The sequence below is a fragment of the Microbacterium sp. Gd 4-13 genome (assembly GCF_003095395.1).
Classification (GTDB): Bacteria; Actinomycetota; Actinomycetes; order Actinomycetales; family Microbacteriaceae; genus Microbacterium.
Window position 1 is genome coordinate 111,858 of sequence record NZ_QEIJ01000002.1, and the last position, 22,730, is coordinate 134,587.

General features: G+C 68.8%; 22 protein-coding genes. 8 read left to right on the top strand and 14 right to left on the bottom strand.

The window, feature by feature from the left end; all coding sequences use genetic code 11:
- Positions 1–32 precede the first annotated feature (32 nt).
- From dnaB to rpsF, 5 genes are all read right to left on the bottom strand, one after another.
- Positions 33–1,415, bottom strand: a complete 1,383-nt coding sequence (gene dnaB / locus DEA06_RS05310; RefSeq protein WP_116646935.1) for a replicative DNA helicase — start codon at positions 1,413–1,415, stop codon at positions 33–35.
- Between the two features lie 537 nt (positions 1,416–1,952).
- Entirely contained in the window at positions 1,953–2,405 is a 453-nt protein-coding gene (gene rplI / locus DEA06_RS05315; protein ID WP_116646936.1) for a 50S ribosomal protein L9, read from the bottom strand.
- Positions 2,406–2,414: 9 nt separating this feature from the next.
- On the bottom strand, positions 2,415–2,669 hold the full coding sequence (gene rpsR / locus DEA06_RS05320) for a 30S ribosomal protein S18 (RefSeq protein ID WP_116646937.1): 255 nt from the start codon (positions 2,667–2,669) through the stop codon (positions 2,415–2,417).
- A 78-nt stretch (positions 2,670–2,747) separates the two neighbouring features.
- On the bottom strand, positions 2,748–3,278 hold the full coding sequence (locus DEA06_RS05325; RefSeq protein ID WP_116646938.1) for a single-stranded DNA-binding protein: 531 nt from the start codon (positions 3,276–3,278) through the stop codon (positions 2,748–2,750).
- 4 nt (positions 3,279–3,282) lie between these two features.
- On the bottom strand, positions 3,283–3,657 hold the full coding sequence (gene rpsF / locus DEA06_RS05330) for a 30S ribosomal protein S6 (RefSeq protein WP_116646939.1): 375 nt from the start codon (positions 3,655–3,657) through the stop codon (positions 3,283–3,285).
- Between the two features lie 304 nt (positions 3,658–3,961).
- On the opposite strand from rpsF, the gene DEA06_RS05335 reads away from it, so the two are divergent.
- Positions 3,962–5,083 (top strand): hypothetical protein, encoded by a 1,122-nt coding sequence (locus DEA06_RS05335; RefSeq protein WP_116646940.1) that lies wholly within the window; start codon positions 3,962–3,964, stop codon positions 5,081–5,083.
- An 81-nt stretch (positions 5,084–5,164) separates the two neighbouring features.
- On the top strand, positions 5,165–6,199 hold the full coding sequence (locus tag DEA06_RS05340; RefSeq protein WP_116646941.1) for an NAD(P)-dependent alcohol dehydrogenase: 1,035 nt from the start codon (positions 5,165–5,167) through the stop codon (positions 6,197–6,199).
- Positions 6,200–6,292: 93 nt separating this feature from the next.
- Here DEA06_RS05340 and DEA06_RS05345 read toward each other — a convergent pair whose 3' ends face one another.
- The 4 genes from DEA06_RS05345 to DEA06_RS05360 all read right to left on the bottom strand — a co-directional run bounded on the left by DEA06_RS05345 (position 6,293) and on the right by DEA06_RS05360 (position 10,358).
- Positions 6,293–6,724 carry a DUF779 domain-containing protein gene (locus DEA06_RS05345; RefSeq protein WP_116646942.1) on the bottom strand — a complete coding sequence of 144 codons (432 nt, stop codon included), beginning with the start codon at positions 6,722–6,724 and terminating at the stop codon, positions 6,293–6,295.
- A 34-nt stretch (positions 6,725–6,758) separates the two neighbouring features.
- The gene (locus DEA06_RS05350; protein WP_116646943.1) at positions 6,759–8,309 is read right to left on the bottom strand and encodes an aldehyde dehydrogenase family protein; all 1,551 of its coding nucleotides are present in this window, start codon (positions 8,307–8,309) and stop codon (positions 6,759–6,761) included.
- 151 nt (positions 8,310–8,460) lie between these two features.
- Complete coding sequence (locus DEA06_RS05355) at positions 8,461–8,985, bottom strand: hypothetical protein (RefSeq protein ID WP_116646944.1); 525 nt, start codon at positions 8,983–8,985, stop codon at positions 8,461–8,463.
- A gap of 50 nt (positions 8,986–9,035) precedes the next feature.
- On the bottom strand, positions 9,036–10,358 hold the full coding sequence (locus tag DEA06_RS05360; protein WP_116646945.1) for a GAF domain-containing protein: 1,323 nt from the start codon (positions 10,356–10,358) through the stop codon (positions 9,036–9,038).
- A 120-nt stretch (positions 10,359–10,478) separates the two neighbouring features.
- Between DEA06_RS05360 and DEA06_RS05365 the strand changes: the two genes are divergently transcribed.
- Positions 10,479–10,835 carry a PadR family transcriptional regulator gene (locus tag DEA06_RS05365; protein WP_116646946.1) on the top strand — a complete coding sequence of 119 codons (357 nt, stop codon included), beginning with the start codon at positions 10,479–10,481 and terminating at the stop codon, positions 10,833–10,835.
- Positions 10,832–11,890 (top strand): hypothetical protein, encoded by a 1,059-nt coding sequence (locus DEA06_RS05370; protein ID WP_116646947.1) that lies wholly within the window; start codon positions 10,832–10,834, stop codon positions 11,888–11,890. Before DEA06_RS05365 ends, DEA06_RS05370 begins: the two co-directional genes overlap by 4 nt.
- A 12-nt stretch (positions 11,891–11,902) precedes the next feature.
- Here DEA06_RS05370 and DEA06_RS05375 read toward each other — a convergent pair whose 3' ends face one another.
- Positions 11,903–13,345 (bottom strand): CCA tRNA nucleotidyltransferase, encoded by a 1,443-nt coding sequence (locus DEA06_RS05375; protein WP_116646948.1) that lies wholly within the window; start codon positions 13,343–13,345, stop codon positions 11,903–11,905.
- A gap of 9 nt (positions 13,346–13,354) precedes the next feature.
- Complete coding sequence (locus DEA06_RS05380; RefSeq protein ID WP_116646949.1) at positions 13,355–14,878, bottom strand: methyltransferase; 1,524 nt, start codon at positions 14,876–14,878, stop codon at positions 13,355–13,357.
- Between the two features lie 104 nt (positions 14,879–14,982).
- Between DEA06_RS05380 and DEA06_RS05385 the strand changes: the two genes are divergently transcribed.
- The 4 genes from DEA06_RS05385 to trxA all read left to right on the top strand — a co-directional run bounded on the left by DEA06_RS05385 (position 14,983) and on the right by trxA (position 20,176).
- On the top strand, positions 14,983–17,103 hold the full coding sequence (locus tag DEA06_RS05385; RefSeq protein WP_116646950.1) for a DUF6049 family protein: 2,121 nt from the start codon (positions 14,983–14,985) through the stop codon (positions 17,101–17,103).
- On the top strand, positions 17,100–18,698 hold the full coding sequence (murJ, locus tag DEA06_RS05390; protein WP_116646951.1) for a murein biosynthesis integral membrane protein MurJ: 1,599 nt from the start codon (positions 17,100–17,102) through the stop codon (positions 18,696–18,698). Before DEA06_RS05385 ends, murJ begins: the two co-directional genes overlap by 4 nt.
- A gap of 108 nt (positions 18,699–18,806) precedes the next feature.
- A complete protein-coding gene (gene trxB / locus DEA06_RS05395; RefSeq protein ID WP_205781220.1) occupies positions 18,807–19,793 on the top strand; it encodes a thioredoxin-disulfide reductase in 987 nt (328 codons plus the stop codon).
- 59 nt (positions 19,794–19,852) lie between these two features.
- Positions 19,853–20,176, top strand: coding sequence for a thioredoxin (gene trxA / locus DEA06_RS05400; RefSeq protein WP_116646953.1), 324 nt, complete (start codon positions 19,853–19,855; stop codon positions 20,174–20,176).
- Positions 20,177–20,304: 128 nt separating this feature from the next.
- Here trxA and DEA06_RS05405 read toward each other — a convergent pair whose 3' ends face one another.
- The 3 genes from DEA06_RS05405 to DEA06_RS05415 all read right to left on the bottom strand — a co-directional run bounded on the left by DEA06_RS05405 (position 20,305) and on the right by DEA06_RS05415 (position 22,582).
- Positions 20,305–20,652, bottom strand: a complete 348-nt coding sequence (locus DEA06_RS05405; protein WP_116646954.1) for a tryptophan synthase subunit alpha — start codon at positions 20,650–20,652, stop codon at positions 20,305–20,307.
- Between the two features lie 71 nt (positions 20,653–20,723).
- Entirely contained in the window at positions 20,724–21,689 is a 966-nt protein-coding gene (locus DEA06_RS05410) for a ParB/RepB/Spo0J family partition protein (protein ID WP_116646955.1), read from the bottom strand.
- Positions 21,689–22,582 carry a ParA family protein gene (locus DEA06_RS05415; RefSeq protein WP_116646956.1) on the bottom strand — a complete coding sequence of 298 codons (894 nt, stop codon included), beginning with the start codon at positions 22,580–22,582 and terminating at the stop codon, positions 21,689–21,691. Before DEA06_RS05415 ends, DEA06_RS05410 begins: the two co-directional genes overlap by 1 nt.
- Positions 22,583–22,730: the final 148 nt, after the last annotated feature.

The following is a 22,730-nucleotide window of genomic DNA, read 5'->3' on the forward strand; positions in this document are numbered from 1 at the left end:
ACATTTCCGAAAAACCTCTACAACCAGGGTCGCTACATCCCCACGGCCATGTCGGTGAAGCGCGAGTAGTGGCCCTGGAACGCCACGGTGATCGTGTCGGTCGGACCGTTGCGGTGCTTCGCCACGATCAGGTCGGCCTCGCCGGCCCGCGGGCTGTCTTTCTCGTACGCCGCTTCGCGGTGCAGCAGCACCACCATGTCGGCGTCCTGCTCGATCGAGCCCGACTCGCGGAGGTCGGAGAGGGCGGGCTTCTTGTCGGCGCGCTGCTCGGCGCCACGGTTCAGCTGCGACAGCGCGATGACGGGAACGCCGAGCTCCTTCGCGAGCAGCTTGAGCGCACGCGAGAACTCGCTGACCTCTTGCTGGCGCGACTCGACGCGCTTGCCGCTCGTCATGAGCTGCAGGTAGTCGATGACCACCATCTTCAGACCCTCGCGCTGCTTGAGACGGCGACACTTCGCGCGGATCTCGACGAGCGTCATGTTGGGGCTGTCGTCGATGTACAGGGGCGCCTCGTTGATGCGGCCCCGCGTGGCGGCGATCGTCGTCCAGTCGCGGGAGTCGAGGGTTCCCTTGCGCATGTTCTGCAGCGGGATAGCGCCCTCGGCGCTCATGAGACGCATGGCGATCTCGCTGCGCCCCATCTCGAGCGAGAAGAAGATCGTCGGCATGTTGTGCTTGATGGCCGCCGCACGGGCGAAGTCGAGCGCGAGCGTCGACTTACCCATGGCGGGCCGCGCGGCGATGATGATCATCTGCCCCGGGTGAAGGCCGTTGGTGAGCTGGTCGAGTCCGCTGAACCCCGTGGGGATCCCGGTCATCTGACCGTCACGGCCGCGGGCGGCCTCGATCTCGTTGACGGCGGCGTCGACGGCGATCGTCAGCGGCACGTAGTCTTCAGCCGTCTCGGCACCCGAGACGTTGTAGATCTCGGCCTGGGCGTTGTTGACGAGGTCGAGGGCGTCGCCCTGCCCGTTGTAGCCCATCTGCACGATGCGCGTGCCGGCCTCGACGAGGCGACGCAGGAGGGCCCGCTCGGCGACGATCGACGCGTAGTAGCCCGCGTTGGCGGCAGTCGGCACGATCGACGTGAGCGTGTGGAGGTAGTCGGCACCGCCTGCGCGTTGCAGCTCGCCGGTCTTGATGAGCTCGTCGGTGACCGCGACCACGTCGGTGGGCTCTCCGTGCGAGTAGAGGGTCAGCACGGCATCGAAGATCAACTCGTGCTTCGGCACGTAGAAGTCGGCCCCTCGCAGCGTCTCGATCACATCGGCGACGGCGTCTTTCGACAGCAGCATTCCGCCGAGCGCACTCTGCTCTGCCAGCAGGTCATGCGGAGGCGTGCGCTCGTGCTTGCGGGGTCCGCCCAGGCGTTCTTCCGAGATGTCGGCGATCGACACGTGGTCTCCGTTCATGGGCTCCGCGGGGTTGTGCGCATCGGCGCGCGGAGCGCACCGAAAAACGAAGCGGACGAGGTGCGATCCGCTTCGGGAGATGTCACCACCAACCTCCGACACGACCGGTGATCGTGCGTCTCGACGGGGCTTCTTCGGTGGGCTGCCCCCACGCTATGGAGGCGATCAGCCCCTCGCAAACCGGCCTGTGGATAACTCTGTGGAGAGATGTCGAGAAACGCCGGGCGACCTGTGTACAACACCTGTGGAGAATCTGCAGAGAACTACCTACTTGAGAGACGTAAATAAGCTCTGATCAGGCGTTTATGTATCCACATGTCGTCCTCCCCAGACGACTTGAAGTGTGGGTTGAAGGTTCTGCGAAACCTCCCGCCACATGTGTACAACTTCGGGGATAACTTCCGCGAAAACTTGACATAGGCGTCCGGAGGAGTCGCTCGGACGCCGAGCAATCGGCGCACTGCGGTACAACGACGGATGCCGCGAACCCCTGAGGGTCCGCGGCATCCGATGGTCCCGAAGGACCGACGTTCGGTACTACTTCGCAGCGACCACCTGGAGGGTGATCACGGCGGTGAGATCGTCACGCAGGCGAACGGTCGCCTCGTGCTCGCCGACCGACTTGATCGGCGACGTGATCTGGATCTTGCGCTTGTCGAGGTCGCCGAAACCGGCGGCCTTGACGGCGTCTGCGACGTCGCCGGTCTTGACGGCGCCGAAGAGGCGACCTTCGTTGCCGGCCTTGACGGCGAGCTTGACCTTGTTCGACTCGAGGGTGTCCTTCAGGGCGACAGCCTCTTCGTGGTCGTGGATCGCGCGCGATTCACGGGCCGCGCGAATCGACGCGACCTGCTTCTCGCCACCGCGGGTCCACGCCACAGCGAATCCCTGGGGGATGAGGTAGTTACGGGCGTAGCCGTCCTTGACCTCGATGACGTCTCCGGCGCTACCGAGCCCCGTGACCTCGTTCGTGAGAATGAGCTTCGACATGGTTGCTCCTTAGCGGCCGGCGCCGGCGTAAGGCAGGAGAGCCATCTCGCGCGCGTTCTTGATCGCGCGGGCGATGAGTCGCTGCTCCTGCACCGAGACACCGGTGATACGACGGGCGCGGATCTTCCCGCGCTCCGAGATGAACTTGCGGAGGGTGGCGACATCCTTGTAGTCGATGAGGCCGACGCGGATCGCCTTCGCGGGGGCCGCGTTCTTCGCGCCCTTCCGCGGCTTCCGGCGGTCGCCGGTGGCTTTTCCAGCCATAGTGCTTCCTTACTGTGAAATGTGGATGCTGTCTCTCGGCACCGTGCGGTTCTCACCGCGCTGCCGATCGGCGGGCATTTAGAAGGGGGTGTCGTCGCCGTAGCTGCCGGGCGTGCTCCACGCGTCGGCTCCGCCGGCGGCGGGAGTGCTGCCTCCGGTCGAGGACCCGGGCGTCGACCACGGCTCGTCGGCCGCGACCTGCGGACGGGACTGCCCGCCACCGGTCTGGCCGCTTCCGCCGCCCGACGCTGCGCGCGTGACCTGTGCGGTCGCGTAACGCAGCGAGGGGCCGATCTCGTCGACCTCGAGCTCGATCGAGGTGCGGTTCTGGCCCTCGCGGTCCTGGTAGGAGCGCTGCTTGAGGCGACCGGTCGCAACGACCCGTGCACCCTTCGTCAGCGAACCCGCCACGTGCTCGGCGAACTCGCGCCACACCGACGCGCGGAGGAACAGCGCTTCGCCGTCCTTCCACTCGTTCGCCTGACGGTCGAACGTGCGGGGGGTCGACGCGATGGTGAAGTTCGCCACCGGGAGCCCGTTCTGCGTGTAACGCAGCTCGGGATCGGCGGTGAGGTTGCCGACGACCGTGATGATCGTTTCACCGGCCATGGCGCTACGCGTCCTGCTTGGCGGGGCGCGCTGCCTTGCGGGCAGCCTTCTCGTCGGAGCGCTGCTTCTCGGAGGCGATCATGGCGATCGCTTCCTCGGCACGGAGGACCTTGGTACGCATGATCTGCTCGTTCAGCTTGAGCTGACGGTCGAGTTCCTGCGTGGCCTCGCTCGTGGCGGTGAAGCTGACGACGGCGTAGATGCCTTCGTTCTTCTTCTGGATCTCGTAAGCGAGTCGCCGGCGGCCCCAGATGTCGACCTTGTCGATCGAGCCGCCGTCGTTCGTGATGACCTTGAGGAAACCATCGAGCTTCGGAGCGACCTGGCGCTCGTCGACCTCGGGATCAAGGATGACCATGAGTTCGTACTGGTGCGTCACTAACCCACCTCCTTCGGACTAGAACGGCTTCCGGGCATTTCCCGGAAGCAGGAGGGTGTGTGCACGTCATCGGGACTCACGCGGACAGACCGCTGCCAGACAACCTCCTCAGTGTAGCGGATGCCCCGTCTCCCGCGAATCGCGCTCCCTCGCCCGGTCGCCCTCCAACCCGCGAGACATCATCCTGGGCACGAGACTGCGTCCGAAGACCGAAGTCTCGTAGCCAGACTGACGTCTCGCGGTTCCACGCGCGCCGGGGGCGCGTGAGTAGCGTGGACGCCATGCAGCGGACACCGGAGACCCGATGAGCGGCGTGGCGTTCGATGCGCGGCCGCTGACCGAGCCCGTCGATGCGCGCGAGGCGCGTGCCCATGCCCGGCGCATGAAGGCGGAGGGGCGCGCTCCGACGTCGAACGCCGCGGTCATCGTCGTCGCGGTCATCGTCGGGCTCGTGATCGTCTCCGCGTTCTTCACCGTCGGCGTCGGTGTCGTGACGGCGCTCGTGCGGGGCGGGCTCGGGGCCGCCGCCGTCTTCCCTGTGATCGTCGCGATCGCGGTCTTCGGCCTCATCGCCTTCCTCGCCGTGCGCGGCATCCGGGGGCAGGCCGCGCGCTGGATGCGCCTCGACCGGTTCGCGCGCGCGAACGGCCTCACCTACCTGCCGAAGCTCGATGACCCGCAGCTTCCGGGCATGATCTTCCAGCGGGGGAGCAGTCGCGCCTCGAGCGACCTGATGCGCGGAGAGCAGCCCCGCTTCGTCGAGTTCGCGAACTACCGCTACACGACGGGCAGCGGCAAGAACCGCACGACGCATCGCTGGGGCTACGTCGCCGTGAAGCTGGACGTGCCCCTGCCGCACATCATCCTCGACGCGATCGGCAACAACGGCCTCTTCGGCGCCTCCAACCTCCCCGCCGTCTACGACCGCGACCAGCGGCTGAGCCTCGAGGGCGACTTCGACCGTCATTTCGCGCTGTACTGCCCCCAGGGCTACGAGCGCGATGCGCTCTACCTCTTCACGCCCGACATCATGGCGCGCTTCATCGACAACGCCGCGCAGCTCGACGTCGAGATCGTCGACGACTGGCTCTTCCTCTACGCCAAGCGCGACCTGTCGACCCTCGACCCGGCGACGTGGGGCTGGCTGTTCACCGTGGTCGCCGCGCTGCTCGACAAGCTCTCCCAGTGGGCGCGCTGGCGCGACGACCGGCTCGCACCCCCCGCCCTCGACGCGGTCGCCTCGGGCATCCCGGGGGCGCAACCCGGACCGACGCCGGTTCTGCTTCCGCCACCGCCCGGTGTCGCAGCATCCGGCCGTCGACTCAAGACGGGCGTGCCCTGGGTCGCGCTGATCGTCTTCGGCGTGCTCGGCGCGGGCTGGCTGTTCACCGTGATGGGTGGCTGGACGGCGATCCTGGGCCGCTGACGGCCCGGCGATGCGACACCCCCGTGACGCGGAAGCGTCGCGGGTGCAGAGTGGAGGTACCGCCCTGAGAGAAGGAGAGCCATGAAGGCAGTGCAGTATCGCGAGATCGGCAAAGGACCCGAGGTCGTCGAGATCGATACCCCCGAACCCGGCCCCGGCCAGATCCGCCTCAAGGTCACCGCGGCAGGGCTCTGCCACTCCGACTGGTTCGTGATGGACCTCCCCGAGGAGCAGTACACCTACGGCCTGCCCCTCACCCTCGGTCACGAGGGAGCCGGCGTCATCGACAAGCTCGGCGACGGCGTCGAGGGCCTGAAGGTCGGAGACCCCTACGCCATCTACGGGCCGTGGGGCTGCGGGCGCTGCCACGCCTGCGCGCAGGGCGCCGAGAACTACTGCCCCTACGCGGCCGAGCTCGGCATCACCCCTCCCGGCCTCGGTGCGCCCGGCGCGATGGCCGAATACGTCATCGTCGACGACCCGCGCCACCTCGTGCCGCTGGGCGACCTCGACCCGGTCGAGACCGTATCGCTCACCGACGCCGGCCTCACGCCGTACCACGCGATCGTCTCGGCCCGAGAGAAGCTCTACCCGGGCGGCGTCGCCGTGGTCATCGGCGTCGGAGGCCTCGGCCACGTCGGCGTGCAGATCCTGCGGGCGATCTCCCAGGTCACGGTCATCGCCGTCGACGTGAGCGAGGAGAAGCTCGAACTGGCGACCGAGGTCGGCGCTCACCACACGGTGGTCTCCGGCCCGGGCGCGGCCGACAGCATCCGCGAACTGACGAACGGGCTCGGCGCATCTGCCGTCTTCGACTTCGTCGGCGTGCAGCCCACCATCGACCTCGCCCGCGAGGTCGCCGCCGTCAACAGCTTCATCCACATCGTCGGGATCGGCGGCGGCATCATGCCCGCCGGCTTCTTCTCCACGCCGATGGGCGCGGCCGTTCGCGCGCCCTACTGGGGCACGCGCGGCGAGCTCATCGAGGTGCTCGATCTCGCGCGCACCGGGTCGGTCGGCGTGCACGTCGAGCGCTACGACCTCAACCAGGCCGTCGAGGCGTACCGCAAGCTCCACCACGGCGAGGTGCGCGGCCGCGCCGTCGTCGTTCCCTGACGCACCGGCGTCGGAGGCTCACACCGAGGTCGGAGGTTTTCACGTGAAACCTCCGACCTCGGTGCGTTTCTCCGACGAACGGATGCTGCGAGCTCAGCCCTCCGCCAGCCCGAAGGCCTCCAGCTCGGCGGGCTCCAGCATCCGCGACCGGATCAGGAACCGCATGCCCGTCGGGCCCTCGACCGAGAAGCCGGCGCCGCGGCCCGGCACGACGTCGATGGTGAGGTGCGTGTACTTCCAGTACTCGAACTGCGACTCCGACATGTACACCTCGATGGGATCGATCGGCTCCGAGCCGATCGATGCCTGCCCTGAGCCTGCCGAAGGGTCGAGCCCGGCGTCGATCGCTCCGAGGTGCACGTCACTCGGCCCGGTGAGGAACATCCCCACGGGGTAGCACATGGGCGAGCTGCCGTCGCAGCATCCGCCCGACTGGTGGAACATCAGCGGACCGTGCTGCTTCGTGAGGTCGCGAAGCAGCGATGCCGCGGCTTCGGTCACGTCGACCCGCGAGTAGTCGGTCATGAGAGGTCCTTTCGTCGAGCGGATGCGGCGCCGATCAGAAGAAGCCCATCGCCCCGTCGGCGTACGACACGAGCAGGTTCTTCGTCTGCTGGTAGTGGTCCAGCATCCGCAGGTGGTTCTCGCGGCCGATGCCCGACTGCTTGTACCCGCCGAACGCCGCGTGCGCGGGGTACTGGTGGTAGGTGTTCGTCCACACGCGTCCGGCCTGGATCGCCCGACCCGCGCGATAGGCGGTGTCGCCGTTGCGGCTCCACACTCCCGCGCCGAGACCGTAGAGGCTGTCGTTCGCGATCGACATCGCGTCGTCGAAGTCGTCGAACGAGGTCACCGACAGCACGGGTCCGAAGATCTCCTCCTGGAAGATGCGCATGTCGTTCGTGCCCTCGAAGACGGTCGGCGCGACGTAGTAGCCGCCCGACAGCTCGCCGCCGAGGTCGACCCGCTCGCCGCCGGCGAGGAGCTTCGCACCGCCCTGCGTGCCGATGTCGATGTACGACAGGATCTTCTCGAGCTGGTCGTTCGAGGCCTGCGCGCCGATCATCGTCTCGGGATCGAGCGGATTGCCCTGCTTCACCTTCGCCACGCGGTCGAGCCCGTCGGCGAGGAACCCGTCGTAGATCGAGCGCTGGATGAGCGCGCGCGACGGGCACGTGCAGACCTCGCCCTGGTTCAGCGCGAAGAGGGTGAACCCCTCCAGCGCCTTGTCGTAGTAGGCGTCGTCGGTCGAGCGCGCGACGTCCTCGAAGAACACGTTCGGGCTCTTGCCTCCGAGTTCGAGCGTCACCGGGATGAGGTTCTGCGAGGCGTACTGCATGATCAGGCGACCGGTCGTCGTCTCACCGGTGAACGCGATCTTGCGAATGCGCTTGTGGGAGGCCAGCGGTGCTCCGGCCTCGATGCCGAAGCCGTTGACGATGTTCACGACCCCGGCCGGCAGCAGATCGCCGATGAGGTCGAAGAGGAAAAGGATCGACGCGGGTGTCTGTTCGGCGGGCTTGAGCACCACGCAGTTTCCCGCGGCGAGCGCCGGGGCGAGCTTCCACGTCGCCATGAGGATGGGGAAGTTCCACGGGATGATCTGTCCCACCACACCGAGCGGTTCGTTGAAGTGGTAGGCGACCGTGTTCTCGTCGAGCTGGCTGAGCGAGCCCTCCTGCGCACGGAGCACCCCGGCGAAGTAGCGGAAGTGGTCGATCGCGAGCGGGATGTCGGCGGCGAGCGTCTCGCGCACCGGCTTGCCGTTCTCCCACGTCTCGGCGACCGCGATCGATTCGAGGTGCTGCTCCATGCGATCGGCGATCTTGTTGAGGATGATGCTGCGCTCGGCGGGCGTGGTCTTGCCCCAGCCGGCGAACGCCTTCCACCCGGCGTCGACGGCCCGGTCGATGTCTTCGACGGTGCCTCGACCGACCTCGCAGAACGCCTTCCCCGTGATCGGGGTGATGTTCTCGAAGTACTCGCCCTTGACCGGGGCGACCCATTCGCCGCCGATGTAGTGGCCGTACCGGTTGCGATACTCGGCGAGCGCACCGCGCTGGCCGGGGGCTGCGTAGACGCTCGAGACGCCCTCTTCGACGATGGTCATGTTGTGTCTCCTTCGACGGTCATGAATCGCCGCGGCGGCTTCACGGCGGCGATGCCCCGACGGTACGTCGGCGCACGTTGCATCCGGTTGCGCGGATCGAAGGAGACGAACGGATGCTGCGGCGGGCACGCCGCGGCATCCGGAGAGCCGACTACACCTCGGCGTCGACGAGCACCGAGCGCAGCGGCGGCACGTTGCCCTCGTGCAGGTCGAGGCCCTCGAGGCGCTCGATCGAGACCACGCGGGGAGCGATGGCTCCGCCGTCGGCGACGATCCAGCTGCCCACCAGGAGGAAGTCGTCGTTGCCGGAGGTGACGGGGCCGGTCACCGCGAAGACGCCGTGCGTGGGCGTCTGGAAGGTCGCGCGCACCGGAGTGCCGTGCGAGAGCGAGCCGGGGTCGACGACCTCTGCATCGGCGTCGGCCTCGGGGGCGGCGACGGCGAGTTCGATGCGCTGGATCTCGGAGCTCGTCGCCAGGATCACGTCGCCGACGATCGGCTGACCGCCCACCCCGATGCGCACCGGACCCTCGACGGCGTACAGCCCGTAGCGCGGCGAGCGCACGATCACCCGCGCCACGTCGCCGGAGCGCACCTCGGCGAGCGCCTCGCGGATGCGCGCGACGTCGCGGCGGGCGCGGGCGGCCGAGAAGATGTCGAGGGTCTGTGCGTCCATGTGTTCAGCGTAACGACCGCCGCCGACGGCTCCGCGGTGATGCGCGCCGGTCAGTGCTGCTCGAGGCGTTCGATGCGCGCGACCAGCCCGGCGCGTTTGGGCGAGCGCGCCGGAAGCAGCGCCAGGCACAGACGCAGCACCTCGTCGTCGTCCCGCCCGTCGGCGGTGTCGGCGTAGGCGAGGAGGACATCGACCCCCGCCTCGGCGATCAGTGCCTCTCGAAGGGCGAGTCGCACCGATTCGCGCACGTCGGCGACGCCGGGCGATGTCGAGTCGGGCAGCACGGGCCCGCGGTAGGCGGCGAAGGCGACGCGGTGCGCACCGCGGTCGAGGAGCGACAGGACGTGGTGGGCGTCGGTCTCGAGCGGCGAGGGAAGGCGGTAGGGCCGCGAGGTCGGCACGAGACCCGGTGCGATCGGCTCGAGCACGCGGCGCAGGCGCACCATCTCGGGACGCAGGGTCTCGGGCGTCGCGTGGTCGTAGACGAGCTCGCTCAGGGCCTCGGCCGACAACCCTTCGCGGTGCACGGCGAGCATGAGGAGGATCTCGGCGTGGCGTGCCGAGATCTCGACGACCGTGTCGACACCGTCACCGGTCACCTCCAGCAGAGCGCGGTCGCGGCCCAGGGTGCGCAGCATCGCGTCCTGGCGAACCGGCGGTCGGCGCCGCACCGGTGCGCGACCGGCGGCCGCGGCCCGCGCCCGCAGGCGGGCGACGAGCAACTCGCCCTCGACCGCCCGAGCCGTGGCGTCGACGAGCAACTGGGCCTGCGGTGTGACCGCCTCCACCCCGCCCGTCACGTCGATCACTCCGAGCAGCTGTCTCGTCTCGGGATCGTGCACCGGGGCCGCCGTGCACGACCACGGCTGCACGAGACGGTTGTAGTGCTCCGCTCCGCGGATCTGCACCGATCGGCCGAGCGCGAGCGCCGTCCCGGGGGCCGACGTGCCGACGGCGTCCTCGGCCCAGTTCGTCCCTTCGACGAAACCCATGTCTCCGGTGAGGGATCGCACGTGCCGGTCGCCCTCGACCCACAGCAGTCGTCCCGCCGCGTCGCCGACCGCGACGACCACCCCCGACTCCTCGGCCGTGCCGGGCAGCAGCAGAGCCCGCACCATCTCCATCACGCTCGCCAGCGGGTGGGTGCGGCGGTAGGCCTCGAGCTCGTCGCCCACGAGCTCCAGCCGGGGCAGGGCCTCCGCCCCCACCAGTGACGCGAGCGAACGGCTCCACGATTCGCGCACGATGCCGCGTACGTCGCCGACACGGAGGTCGTCGGCGTTGCCCGAGAGGAACTCCTCATGAGCGCGCTCGATGAGCAGGCGCGAGGTGTCGGGCGCCACCCGCGGTCGGGGAGACCACGATGAGGACACGATGCTCCGATCAACGGTGATGGGGCTGACGCCAGTGTAGGCGCGGCCCCGACGATCAGCTAGGTCGCCACCGTTCCGCTATTACGCAGTGCGTGGTACCGTTCGATCGAGAGGAGCAGCATGGACACGACACAATTGCTCAAGGGGGTGCTCGACGCGGCGGTGCTCGCCGTCGTCCAGCACGACGACGGGTACGGCTACGACATCGTCCGCCGTCTGCGCGATGCCGGACTCGGAGACGTCGGAGACGCCTCGGTCTACGGCACCCTCCGCCGCCTGTACAGCGCGGGAGCGCTGTCGAGCTACGTGGTGCCCTCCGACGGCGGCCCGCACCGCAAGTACTACGCCGTCACGCCGCAGGGTCGCGACATGCTCGCCGCCCAGCGCAGCGACTGGACGGACTTCAGCATCGCCATGACGCGCCTGCTCGACGAGAAGGCCCCCACGAAACTGCGCACGATCGGAGAAGCCCGATGAGCACGATCGACATCTCACCCGTCGAGGCAGACATCGCGGCCTTCGCCGCCTCGGTGCGCCGTCATCTCGACGATCTGCCGGCCGAAGAGGTCGACGAGCTGGTCGACGGCCTCCCGGCCGACATGGCCGATCAGGCAGCCGACAGCGGTGCCGCCTTCGCACTGCCGGATGCTGCGGCCTATGCCGACGAGCTGCGCGCGGCGGCGGGGCTTCCGCCGCGCGTCGAACCCGGTCGGGGCCCCGGACTCGTCGAGCGTGTCGCACGACGATCGAGGACGCTGACGGGCCGGCTGCGCGCCCACCCCGCGGCGGCGGCGACCTGGGACTTCCTCTCCGCGTTGCGCCCGGCGTGGTGGCTCATCCGTGCGGTCGTGATCTTCGAGGCGATCACGGTGTTCGGTCGCGGCCAGTGGCTGCAGCTCGACCTGGTGGGTGTGGTGATCCTCCTCGCCTGCGTGATCGTGAGCGTCCAGTGGGGCCGCGGCCGATGGCTCACGAGGAAGTGGGGGCGCGGCATCCTCCTGACCGTCAATATCTCCGCGTGGGTGCTCCTGCCGATGCTGGTCTTCGGCGCCATGTCGTCATACGCCCAGTGGCGCGCGTACGGTTCGATGGCATCCATCGACTACTCGTCGACCCCGGGTCTCGCGATCGACGGCGAGCGCGTGCGCAACGTCTTCGCCTACGACGCGGAGGGAAACCCCATCGAGCGGGTGCAGCTGTTCGATCAGAGCGGCCGCCCACTCACCACCGTCGGGCGGGGCGGTCAGAGCGACGAGTTCGACTGGTACTTCTACGGCGGCGGGGGGCCGACCCCCGTGGGCGAACGCGAGATCGGCCGACAGCCGGTGTGGAACATTTTCCCGCTGCAGGAGGTCACCGCCGACGACTGGCTCGACGGCGAACCCGCGATCGACGACGCCGTGGAACCCACGTTCCCGTTCCCGCGGGTACCCTCCCTGGCCGACGGCTCGGACGGCGACCCGTCCTCGAGCGCCTCGCCCGCTCCGCAGCCGACCGTCTACGCCGACCCCACGGCATCGCCGGCGCCGTAACCCGCCGCATGCTCAGCCGCGGGCGGCCCACCATTCGCGCAGGCGCTGCTCCGCGGCATCCTCGCCGAGCGGCCCCTCGTCGAGCCGCAGGTCGAGCAGGAACCGGTAGGCCTCGCCGACCTCGCGACCCGGACCGATCCCCAGGATCTCCTGAATGCGGTTGCCGTCGATCTCGGGGCGGATCGCATCGATCTGCTCCTGCTCGCGCAGGGTGGCGATGCGCGCCTCGATGTCGTCGTACGCGAACGAGAGGCGGTCGGCCTTGCGGCGATTGCGCGTGGTCACGTCGGCGCGGGTGAGGATGTGCAGCCGCTCGAGCTCGTCACCCGCATCGCGTACGTACCGGCGCACGGCCGAATCCGTCCAGGCACCCTCGGCGTAGCCGAAGAACCGCAGGTGCAGCTCGACGAGCCGCGAGACCACGCCGATCGTGTCGGAGTCGAACCGCAGCTCCTGCAGGCGCTTGCGCGCGAGGCGCGCGCCACGCACGTCGTGGTGGTGGAAGGTCACGCCTCCGCCGGGCTCGAGCCGACGGGTGGCCGGCTTGCCGATGTCGTGCAGAAGAGCCGCGAGACGCAGCGGAACGTCGGGGGGAGAACCCGGATGCCGCGACCGCTCGAGCTCGATCGCCTGCCGCAGCACCGTCAGCGAGTGCTCGTAGACGTCCTTGTGGTGGTGGTGCTCGTCGACCTCGAGGCGCAGCGCCGGCACCTCCGGCAGGAAGCGGCCGAGCAGGCCCGTCTCATCGAGGATGCGGATGCCCCGCACCGGATCGTCGCTCTGCAGTAGTCGGACGAGCTCGCCCTGGATGCGCTCGGGGCTCACGATCCGCAGCGATTCGCCGAGCTCTCCCATCGCGTGGAGCGTCGGCGGCGCGACGTCGAAACCGAGCTGCGCCGAGAAGCGGGCGGCGCGCAGCATCCGGAGCGGATCGTCGCCGAAGCTCACCGCCGGATCGGCAGGGGTCCTCAACGTCTGCGCCAGGAGGTCTTCGACGCCGCCCGTCGGGTCGACGAGGGTCTGCGCCGGCACCCGCAGTGCCATGGAATTGACCGTGAAGTCACGGCGCACGAGGTCGCCCTCGAGGGTGTCACCGAACTCGACGGTCGGTTTTCGTGTCACCCCGTCGTAGCTGTCGGCGCGGTAGGTCGTGACCTCGACCTGCTCGGTGCCGCCGTCAGGCAGACGCACGCGGGCACCGATCGTGCCGAAATCCCGCCCGATGTCCCACCGCGCCGTCGAGATCGGCGTGATGATCCGGAGGATGTCGTCGGGGAGCGCGTTCGTGGTGAAGTCGAGGTCGTTGACGGCGCGGCCGATGAGCGCGTCGCGCACGGGCCCGCCGACGATCGCCAGCTCGAAACCGGCGTCGGCGAAGGCGCGCGCGAGGGTCGCGACGGTCGGGGAGGTGGCGAGCGCGCCCAAACGCGCGACGCCCTCGGCCATGTTGAGCATTGAACGAGCCTATCCGCGGGTCCAGCCGAGAAAACCGGTGAGCACCAGCTCGCGCACCCGCGGCAGCAGGTCGGCACGCAGCGCGATGGCGTCGACCTCGAGCAGCTGGGCGATCGCATCGATCAGCGAACCGAGCGGAAGGTCGCCGTCGCAGGCTCCCACGAGCGCCGCGAGCCCCGGATCGACCGAGAGCGCACGGCCGAAGCCGCCGCCCTGACGCAGCTCGATGACGGTGGGCTCCTCTTCACCGGGGCGGTGGTGGCGTGCCTCGGTGACGTCGGGGGCGACGACCAGGCGTTCACCGGCGAGTGCGTCGTCATCGAGCCCGGCCAGGCGGTCGTGGGCGGCGAGCACCGCGTCGACATGGGCGCCGAGTGCGCCGTCCCCCGCACCGAAGGCCGTCTCGTACCGGGCGAGGGGTGTGGCGCCCACGGCCGCCCGCCGCAGCACGATGTAGCCGAACCCGATGCCGGTCACGCCCCGGGCGGCGAAGTCGTCGAGCCACGCGTCGACCAGGCCGGCGAAGCGGGGTGAGCCGGGAAGAGTGCCGCCGTCGCGGATCCACAGCTCGGCGTAGGCCACGGGATCGAGCCACTCCCGCTCCACCACCCACGCGTCCAGCGCGACGGGCGAGGCCGCCACCCACTCGCGCACGCGCTCGAGTCCCTCGACGCCGTCGCGGGTCTCCCAGTTGCCGAGCAGCTGTGCCACGCCGCCGGGCGCGAGGCGCTCCCCGACACCCTGGACGAAAGTGGACACGAGGGCATCGCCCACCATGCCGCCATCGCGGTACTCGTACGCGGGCACGCCGGTCACCCGCGGGGTGATGACGAAGGGCGGATTCGACACGATGCGGTCGAAGACGTCGTCACCCGCCGGGTCGAAGAGGCTTCCCAGGCGCGTCTCGATGCCGTCGACGCCGTTGAGCAGCGCGTTCAGTTCCGCGAAGCGGAGCGCCCGCACCGAGACGTCGGTGGCGACGACGCGGTCGACCACTCGCCGCATGCGCAGCGCCTGGATGCCGCACCCCGTGCCGATGTCGAGACCGGATGCTGCGGGGGCGACCGATTGCAGACGCGCCAGGGTCAGCGACGCTCCCCCGACGCCGAGCACGTGATCCTCCGGCAACGCCCCGCCCAGGGCCGCCTCGTCGAGGTCGCTCGCGATCCACCACTCGCCGTCGCCCGTGTCATCGGAGAACGACTGCGGGCGCACCAGCACGGCGGGGCGGACCGTGTCGTCCTCGATGGTCGCGAGGCCCAGCCCGGCGAGCCCCTCGGCTCGGGTGACGGGGAGGGCGGCATCGACATGCGCGACGGGCTGGGGGATGCCGAGCGCGAGCAGACGGGCGAGCACCGCCAGAGCGTCTTCGCGCGAGCCCAGCGCGCGAAGCGCCGGCGTGCGCAGGCCCCGGGCGATGGCGTCGTCGGCTTCCTCACCCCACGCGCCGCGCACCGCCTCGGTCGTGAAACCCGCCGCGGCGAGATCGGCGGCGAGCGCGGGAACCGCGACGGGATCGGGGTGGGGAAGCATCCGTCCATTCTCCCGTTTCCCGCCGCGCGCGCAGGGCTCGCAGAGCCGTGGACCGTACAATCGCACCGGTGTGGCCTCCATCCGCACCCGAGCAGAAGCCCCGCATGATCGAGACTCCTCACGTCCCGCGCGTTCGCGCGTCGCGCCGCCGACCCCTGCGGCGTCTTGCGGCGACCGGTGCGATCCTTGCGATCCTTCTCGGCGGAGCGGCACCGGCCTTCGCTGCGGCGACCCCCGAGCCGGCCGCCACCGCAGCGCCCGCGCCCGCCCTCACGCTCGTCCCCGCCGACAACGGCGTTCTCACACCGGGCGCCGATCTCGCCGTGACGGTCTCGCTGACCGCCGGGGGCGGCCCCTCGACCGTGTCACTGGCCATCGGAACGCAACCGCTGGCCGACCGTGCCGCTCTCACGAGGTGGAGCGCCGGTGAGCGCGACGGGGTCGCGGTCGCCGACGTCGGCTCCGTCGCGATCGACGCGCAGGGGACCCCCGGTGCGGCGAGCGCCCCGATCCGCGTCGCGGCGGCGAATCCCACCCTGCTCGGCCGCCCGGCCGGGGTGTACCCGATCGTCGCGACGACCACCACGGCGAGCGGCGCGACGCTCGTCTCCACGAGCGCTGTCGTCATCCTCGGCCCGCGCGCCCCGGTCAGCATCGGCGTGGTGGTGCCCATCACCGGGCCCGCCATCTCACGCGGCCTGTTGACCTCCGACGCCCTCGCCGAGCTCACCGCCGCCGACGGAGACCTCACCGCGCAACTCGACGCGGTCGCCGGCACTACGGCGATCCTGGCTGTCGACCCCGCCATCCCCGCGGCCATCCGCGTGCTGGGAGATGCCGCCCCGGGCACCGCACGTGACTGGCTCGACCGACTCATGAACCTGCCGAACTCGAGGTTCGCGCTGCAGTTCGGCGACGCCGACCTCGCCACCCAGGTGCAGGCGGGACTCACCGAGCCGTTGAGCACCCTGCCCCTGGTGTCCTACCTTCCCGAGGGAACGGGTCCCGACACCGCGCCACCGACGCCGAGCCCGACAGGAACACCCACCGCCGACCCGACCAACCCGGTGCCCGACCCTGCAACGCTCACCGACATCGGAGACGCCCGAAGCAATGTCTACTGGCCGGCTACGGGGTCTGCAGGAACCGCAGTCGTCTCGACACTCGGTGCACTCGGCACCGCCGAAGAACCCGCGATGACCCTCATCCCCTCGTCCGGCACCTCGGCCGGTGCCGACGGCACGCGCATCGGAGCGAGGGTCGACTCCGCAGCATCCGCTCTGCTGGCGTACGACTCGACGATCTCCGATCTACTCCGGCAGGCGAGCAGCGCCGGCGACGCTGCGCAGCGCGATGCCTCTCTGGCCGAGGTCACCGCCCAGTTGGCGTTCGTCGACTCCTCCACCCCGCTCCTCGTCACGGTCGACCGCGGTCAGGATCGCTCGCGAGGGAGCCTCCGCGCCGCGATCCTGGCAGCGTCCGGAGCACCCGGCGCCGTCCCCGTCGGCCTCGACGAGATCGTCGCGTCGCCGGCATCGGCCTCGGTCGACGTCACCGAAGTGCCCGCCGACGAGGTGCGCGTCGCCGACCTCACCGCGCTGTTGGCCGATGAGGCGACGCTCACGCGCTTCGCCACGATCCTCGACGATCCGGCGCTCCTCACCGGTCGTGAGCGCGCTGAGATCCTGCAGCTCCTGGGCATCGCATGGCGAGCGGATGCTGCGGCCGCCCAGACGTCCGTCGCAGAGCACAAGGCAGCCACGCTGACCACGCTCGACTCGGTGGGAATCCTCGCGTCGGACGTCAATCTGCTCAGCTACGACGCTGATTACCCCCCTTATGTGCGTAACGCGTTGCCCTGGCCGATCAACGTGACGCTCATCGTGGAGCCCAACGACCCGAGGCTCATCATGCAGACGCGAACGGATGCCACGTCGGTCCCCGGTGACAGCATTACCCGCGTTGCCGTGCCGATCGAAGCGCAGATCGCGAACGGAACGGTCACGGTCGACATGCGCCTGGTCAGCCCCACCGGCGAGCCGATCGGCGCACCGACGAGCATCGCCGTCGAGGTGCACGCCGACTGGGAGAACATCGGACTCGGCATCCTGGGAGGTCTGCTGGTGGTCTTCGTCGGCGTGGGCATCATTCGCACCGTGCGGCGTCGGCGGCGAGCCGCGCATATCGCTGCCGCGGTCGACGAGACCCCCGGAGAGACCGAGTGAGCGGCCTCGGACGCGCCAGCGCCCTCATCGGGGCGGGCACGATCATCTCGCGCCTGACCGGGCTGCTGCGCACCATCGTTCTCGTCTCGGCGATCGGGAGCGTCAGCCAGGCCGCCGACGCGTGGGCCGTCGCCTACTCGCTGCCCAACAGCGCATACGCGATCATCTCGACGGGGCTCCTGACCGCGGTGATCGTGCCGCAGATCGTCAAGGCGGCGTCCCATGCCGACGGCGGCCACGCCTTCATCTCGAAGCTCTTCACCCTCGGCGCCACGATCCTCGTGGCGGCGACGGGCGTGGCGGTGCTGGTCGCACCACTCCTCGTCGGGCTCTATGCGCGGGAGTTCCCCCCGGAGCAGCACGCCCTCGCCACAGCCTTCGCATACTGGCTGCTTCCCCAGATCTTCTTCTTCGGGCTGTTCGCCCTCCTCGGCGAGATCCTGAATGCGCGGCGGGTGTTCGGTCCATATACCTGGGCGCCCATCGTCAACAACATCGTGTCGATCGCCGGCTTCCTCGTCTTCATCGCCCTCTTCGGCGGCCCGATCACGGTCGTCGAGGAGTGGACCCCCCTGATGATCGCCGTCCTGGCGGGGTCGGCCACCGCGGGGATCGTCATCCAGTGCCTGGTGCTCGTGCTCTTCTGGCGCCGAGCAGGGCTGCGGATTCGCCCCGACTTCCGGTGGCGCGGTGTGGGATTGCGCCATATCGGCCGCCTGGCCGGCTGGACGTTCCTGATGGTCGTCGTCGGCCAGATCGCCGGCATCGTGCAGTCCAACGTCCTGGCACCGGCGTCCGGCAACGCCGTGGCGAACTTCGCGTCGGCGAACGCGTGGCTCGTCTTCATGCTCCCGTACTCGATCATCGTGCTGTCGATCGGTACGCCCTACTTCACACGGTTGAGCGAGCACGCGAACGCCGGTCGGCACGACGAGGTACGGGCCGACATCGTCAGCAGCATCCGTATTCTGGGCCTCTTCACGGTCGTCGCCGCCGCGGCTCTGGCCGTCGCCGCCGTTCCCGCCTCGCGCATCTTCACCGACCAGGCCTCGACGGCCCCCGCGGTCGGAGCCGTACTCATCGCGTACCTCGTCTCCCTCGTTCCCCTGGCCGTACTCTTCGTGGTCCAGCGCACCTTCTACGCGTATAACGACACGCGCACACCGTTCTTCTTCACCCTCTTCCAGGGTGTTCTCGTCGTCACCTCGGCGGTCATAGCGGGTGCGACCTTGCCGCCGCAGCACGTCGCCGTCGGCGTGGCTCTGGGCCAATCGATCGCCAGCATCGCGCAGGTCGTCGTCGCTACCTGGCTGCTCAACCGTCGGCTGGGCGGAATCGGCGTCGGGTCGTGGACGTCGTCCATCGCCCGCTTCGCCCTCGCCGCCGTCCCGGCCGCCGCGGTCGGCTGGGGCGTGTTCCTCCTGACGGGGGGCATCGACGGCTGGACCACGACCGACAAGATCTTCGGTGCGCTCGGAGCGGCCCTGATCGGCACGGTCACCCTCGTCGTCTACGTCGGCGTCCTGGCGCTGTTCCGCACGCCCGAGCTGCGGCCCGCGATCGCCATCGTGCAGCGCTTCCTCCCGAAGCGCTGACCACCCGCTGATCCGACCTTCCGCTCTCCGGATGAGCGCGAGGGTGCGGAATACCGCCGGGCTACGATGAGTTCATACGCCGTAGGACCAACGAAGGGGGCGACGCACGTGCGTCACGTCATCATCATCGGATCGGGCCCGGCGGGATACACCGCCGCGATCTACGCAGCTCGAGCGAACCTGGAGCCGCTCGTCGTGGCGAGCTCCGTCGAAGCCGGCGGCGAGCTCATGAACACCACCGACGTCGAGAACTTCCCCGGATTCCCCGAAGGCATCCAGGGTCCCGACCTCATGACGAAGATGCAGGAGCAGGCCGAGCGCTTCGGCGCCGAGGTGCTCTATGACGACGTCGTGTCGCTCGACCTCAACGGACCGATCAAGAAGGTCACTCTGGGCAGCGGCAAGGAGTACGAGGCCTACTCGATCGTCTACGCGACCGGCTCGGCCTATCGCAAGCTCGGTCTGCCGGGCGAGGAGCGCCTGTCCGGCCGCGGCGTTTCGTGGTGCGCCACGTGTGACGGGTTCTTCTTCCGCGACCGCACGATCGCCGTCGTCGGCGGCGGCGACTCGGCGATGGAGGAGGCGACGTTCCTCACCAAGTTCGCCTCGAAGGTCTACGTCATCCACCGCAAGGACAGCCTCCGCGCCTCGAAGATCATGCAGGAGCGCGCCTTCGCGAACGAGAAGATCGAGTTCATCTGGAACACCGAGGTCGCCGACATCCTCGGCGACGACGCCGTATCGGGCGTCGAGCTTCGCGACACCGTCGACGGCTCGACTCGGCACCTCGATCTCGACGGTCTCTTCGTCGCCATCGGCAACGACCCGCGCACCCACCTCGTGCACGGCACGCTCGACCTCACCCCCGAGGGCACCATCTGGGTCGACGGGCGCTCCTCGCGTACCTCGGTGTCGGGTGTCTTCGCCGCCGGTGACGTCATCGACCCGACCTACCGTCAGGCGATCACCGCTGCAGGCACCGGAACCATCGCCGCCCTCGACGTCGAGCACTACCTGGCCGCGCGCGGCGAGGCCGGCGCGCCCGAAGTGACGGCAGACCAGATCGAGAACCTCCCCGACGCCGACGCTGCCTGAGGAACATTCGGGCCCCGACCGGCGTTATCACGAGCAGAACTTCCCACTAAGGAGATGCAATGACCGCTAAGGCGACGACGTCCGCCACATTCGAGCAGGACGTCCTGAACGCAGATGGACCCGTCCTGGTCGACTTCTGGGCGGAGTGGTGCGGCCCGTGTCGCATGGTCGGACCGATCCTCGACGAGATCCAGTCCGAGAACTCCGAGAAGATCACCGTTCTGAAGCTCAACGTCGACGAGAACCCTGATCTCGCCATGAAGTACCAGATCACGTCGATTCCGGCGATGAAGGTCTTCCAGGGTGGCGAGGTCAAGACGACCATCATCGGTGCGAAGCCCAAGTTCGCGCTCGAGAAGGATCTCGCCGCGTTCATCGGCTGACACATTCCGTCTCGCGCATACTGCTGCGCGCAGCATCCGAGAATCCCTCGTAACCCCCGTGGTTGCGGGGGATTCTCGCATTCCCCCACGGGCATCTCCTGTTTCGAGATCAGCTCACGGGGATCGGGTCACTGCGCGTCGAGACGGATCGCCGCATCCCATCGACGGTGGTTCTCCTCATTGCCCAGCAGACGCCACACGGCTCGGGTCAGTGGAGGATAGTCCAATGCGATCTGCCGAAGAACCCGGTAGTGCCGTGCCCGGTTGGGCCGCGCTCCACCGTTCTCGGCGATGTTCTCGGCCCGGAGGATGAGCACGACGAGCTCGTCGACCGTGGGGAGGTCCTCCATGAAATCCCACGGATCCTCTCCGTCACGCAACCTTTCGTGGACGAGAACGGAGAGTTCGTCGGCTGCCTCTGCGCGGAGCAGTTCGAGGCTCGCCCTCCTCCGGGGCTGGTCGTCATGCGTGGCCATCCATCAAGGGTACGCGGCGAGAACACCCCTCGGCGCCGCCGACGGCGAATGCGTGGGGCGAGCTTCCGGCCTCAGGCGCCGTAGCCCTCTTCGCCCATCTCCGAGAGAATCCGGTTGAGATCCTGGATGGTCGCGAAATCGATGCTGATCTGGCCTTTACGTGCTGTCAGGGCGATTCGGACCTTCGTGTTCAGCCGGTCACCCAGCCGCTCCGCGACCTCGTCGAGGTGCCCTCGCCGAGCGCCGGCCTTCGGAGCCGCTCGCTTGAGCTCGGGAGTCTTGGCCGCGGCCTCCGCCGCGCGCACCGAGAGGTCTTCGTTGACGATCTTGTCGGCCAGCCGCTGCATGGCATCGGGCCCGTCCACCGAGAGGATGGCACGTGCGTGACCTGCCGTGAGAACGCCGGCCGCAACCCGTTGCTGCACCGGCACAGGCAACCGAAGCAGACGGATCGTGTTGCTGATCTGAGGACGGGAGCGTCCGATGCGGGTCGCCAGCACGTCTTGGGTGATACCGAAGTCTTCGAGCAGCTGCTGATACGCCGATGCTTCTTCGAGCGGGTTCAGCTGCGAACGGTGGAGGTTCTCGAGGAGAGCGTCACGCAGGAGATTCTCGTCGGAGGTCTCTCGCACGATCGCCGGGATCGTCTCGAGCCCGGCCTCACGCGAAGCGCGTGTGCGTCGCTCCCCCATGATGAGCTCGTAGGTTCCGTCATCCAGCGGTCGCACGACGACCGGCTGCAGCACCCCGAACTCACGGACGCTGTGGACGAGCTCGGCGAGGTCGTCGGGATCGAAATTGGTTCGCGGCTGCCGGGGATTCGGAACGATCTTGTGGGGGTCGACCTGAATCAACCGCGCTCCCGGCACCGTAACGAGCTGCGCGGCCTCATCCTCTGCGCGTGCTACCGCCGCCTGATCGGCCGCCGCCTGCGCCTGCCCATCGGGGAAGAACACGTCGACGGGACGCGACTCACTCTGCTCCGCCGTCGGGATCAGCGCGCCGATCCCCCTGCCCAGGCCAGTCCTCTTCGCCATCAGGCTTCCTTCCGGTCAACGGCATCTCGCCGGATGATCTCGATCGCGGCTTCGCGATAGGCAATGGCGCCGGCCGACTGCCCATCGTAGGCGATGACGGTCTGTCCGAAACTCGGCGCCTCCGATACGCGCACCGATCGCGGGATGACGGTGCGCAGCACCTCGTGGGGAAAATGCTCTCGCACCTCCTCCGCCACCTGCTGAGCGAGGCGCGTGCGTCCGTCGTACATGGTCAGCAGGATCGTGGACAGTCGAAGGCTGGGATTGAGGTGCTTCTGAATCATTTGCACGCTACCGAGCAGCTGGCTCAGACCTTCGAGGGCGTAGTACTCGCACTGGATCGGAATCAACACTTCGCGGGCCGCGGTGAAGGCGTTGATCGTGAGGAGACCGAGCGACGGAGGGCAATCGATGATCACGAAGTCCATGCGGTGATCAGGATCGTTCACGTACTCATCGAGGGCGGTGCGCAAGCGGTGCTCGCGTGCGACGCGCGAAACGAGCTCGATCTCGGCACCGGCGAGATGAATCGTGCTCGGCGCGCAGAAGAGATGGGGAGACTCCGGGCTCTGCTGCACGATGTCAGCGAGAGGGACCTCGTCGATCAGCACGTCGTAGATACTCGAGACCTCAGCGTTGTGGGGCACGCCGAGGGCCGTGGAGGCATTCCCCTGCGGATCGAGGTCGATGACGAGCACACGGGCCCCGACCTGAGCCAGAGCGGCAGCGACATTGACGGCACTCGTCGTCTTTCCGACTCCGCCCTTCTGGTTCGAGACGGTGATGATGCGGGTCTCGCCGGAAAGCTGCACTTCGACGCTCTCGAGAGCACGTCGTCGGGCGGAGAGGTTGGCGATCTCGCGGGCGATGGGCGAGTCCTCGAAAGCATCCATCGGCGACCGGTCATCGGGATGTTTCACGTGAAACTCTCTCCTTCTCGCCGGTTCGGCACACTCGATCGAGTCTACGTCAGGGGGCGGACAGCATCTATTCCGGGTGGGTTTCACGTGAAACATCGTCGCCGCGGGCATGCGTCCGTCG

Bases quoted from the DNA above. Each gene is read 5' to 3' on its own strand.
- dnaB (WP_116646935.1), bottom strand. From the start codon at position 1,415: ATGAACGGAGACCACGTGTCGATCGCCGACATCTCGGAAGAACGCCTG.
- rplI (WP_116646936.1), bottom strand. From the start codon at position 2,405: ATGTCGAAGCTCATTCTCACGAACGAGGTCACGGGGCTCGGTAGCGCC.
- rpsR (WP_116646937.1), bottom strand. From the start codon at position 2,669: ATGGCTGGAAAAGCCACCGGCGACCGCCGGAAGCCGCGGAAGGGCGCG.
- DEA06_RS05325 (WP_116646938.1), bottom strand. From the start codon at position 3,278: ATGGCCGGTGAAACGATCATCACGGTCGTCGGCAACCTCACCGCCGAT.
- DEA06_RS05335 (WP_116646940.1), top strand. From the start codon at position 3,962: ATGAGCGGCGTGGCGTTCGATGCGCGGCCGCTGACCGAGCCCGTCGAT.
- DEA06_RS05340 (WP_116646941.1), top strand. From the start codon at position 5,165: ATGAAGGCAGTGCAGTATCGCGAGATCGGCAAAGGACCCGAGGTCGTC.
- DEA06_RS05345 (WP_116646942.1), bottom strand. From the start codon at position 6,724: ATGACCGACTACTCGCGGGTCGACGTGACCGAAGCCGCGGCATCGCTG.
- DEA06_RS05350 (WP_116646943.1), bottom strand. From the start codon at position 8,309: ATGACCATCGTCGAAGAGGGCGTCTCGAGCGTCTACGCAGCCCCCGGC.
- DEA06_RS05355 (WP_116646944.1), bottom strand. From the start codon at position 8,985: ATGGACGCACAGACCCTCGACATCTTCTCGGCCGCCCGCGCCCGCCGC.
- DEA06_RS05365 (WP_116646946.1), top strand. From the start codon at position 10,479: ATGGACACGACACAATTGCTCAAGGGGGTGCTCGACGCGGCGGTGCTC.
- DEA06_RS05370 (WP_116646947.1), top strand. From the start codon at position 10,832: ATGAGCACGATCGACATCTCACCCGTCGAGGCAGACATCGCGGCCTTC.
- DEA06_RS05375 (WP_116646948.1), bottom strand. From the start codon at position 13,345: ATGCTCAACATGGCCGAGGGCGTCGCGCGTTTGGGCGCGCTCGCCACC.
- DEA06_RS05380 (WP_116646949.1), bottom strand. From the start codon at position 14,878: ATGCTTCCCCACCCCGATCCCGTCGCGGTTCCCGCGCTCGCCGCCGAT.
- DEA06_RS05385 (WP_116646950.1), top strand. From the start codon at position 14,983: ATGATCGAGACTCCTCACGTCCCGCGCGTTCGCGCGTCGCGCCGCCGA.
- trxA (WP_116646953.1), top strand. From the start codon at position 19,853: ATGACCGCTAAGGCGACGACGTCCGCCACATTCGAGCAGGACGTCCTG.
- DEA06_RS05405 (WP_116646954.1), bottom strand. From the start codon at position 20,652: ATGGCCACGCATGACGACCAGCCCCGGAGGAGGGCGAGCCTCGAACTG.
- DEA06_RS05410 (WP_116646955.1), bottom strand. From the start codon at position 21,689: ATGGCGAAGAGGACTGGCCTGGGCAGGGGGATCGGCGCGCTGATCCCG.
- DEA06_RS05415 (WP_116646956.1), bottom strand. From the start codon at position 22,582: ATGGATGCTTTCGAGGACTCGCCCATCGCCCGCGAGATCGCCAACCTC.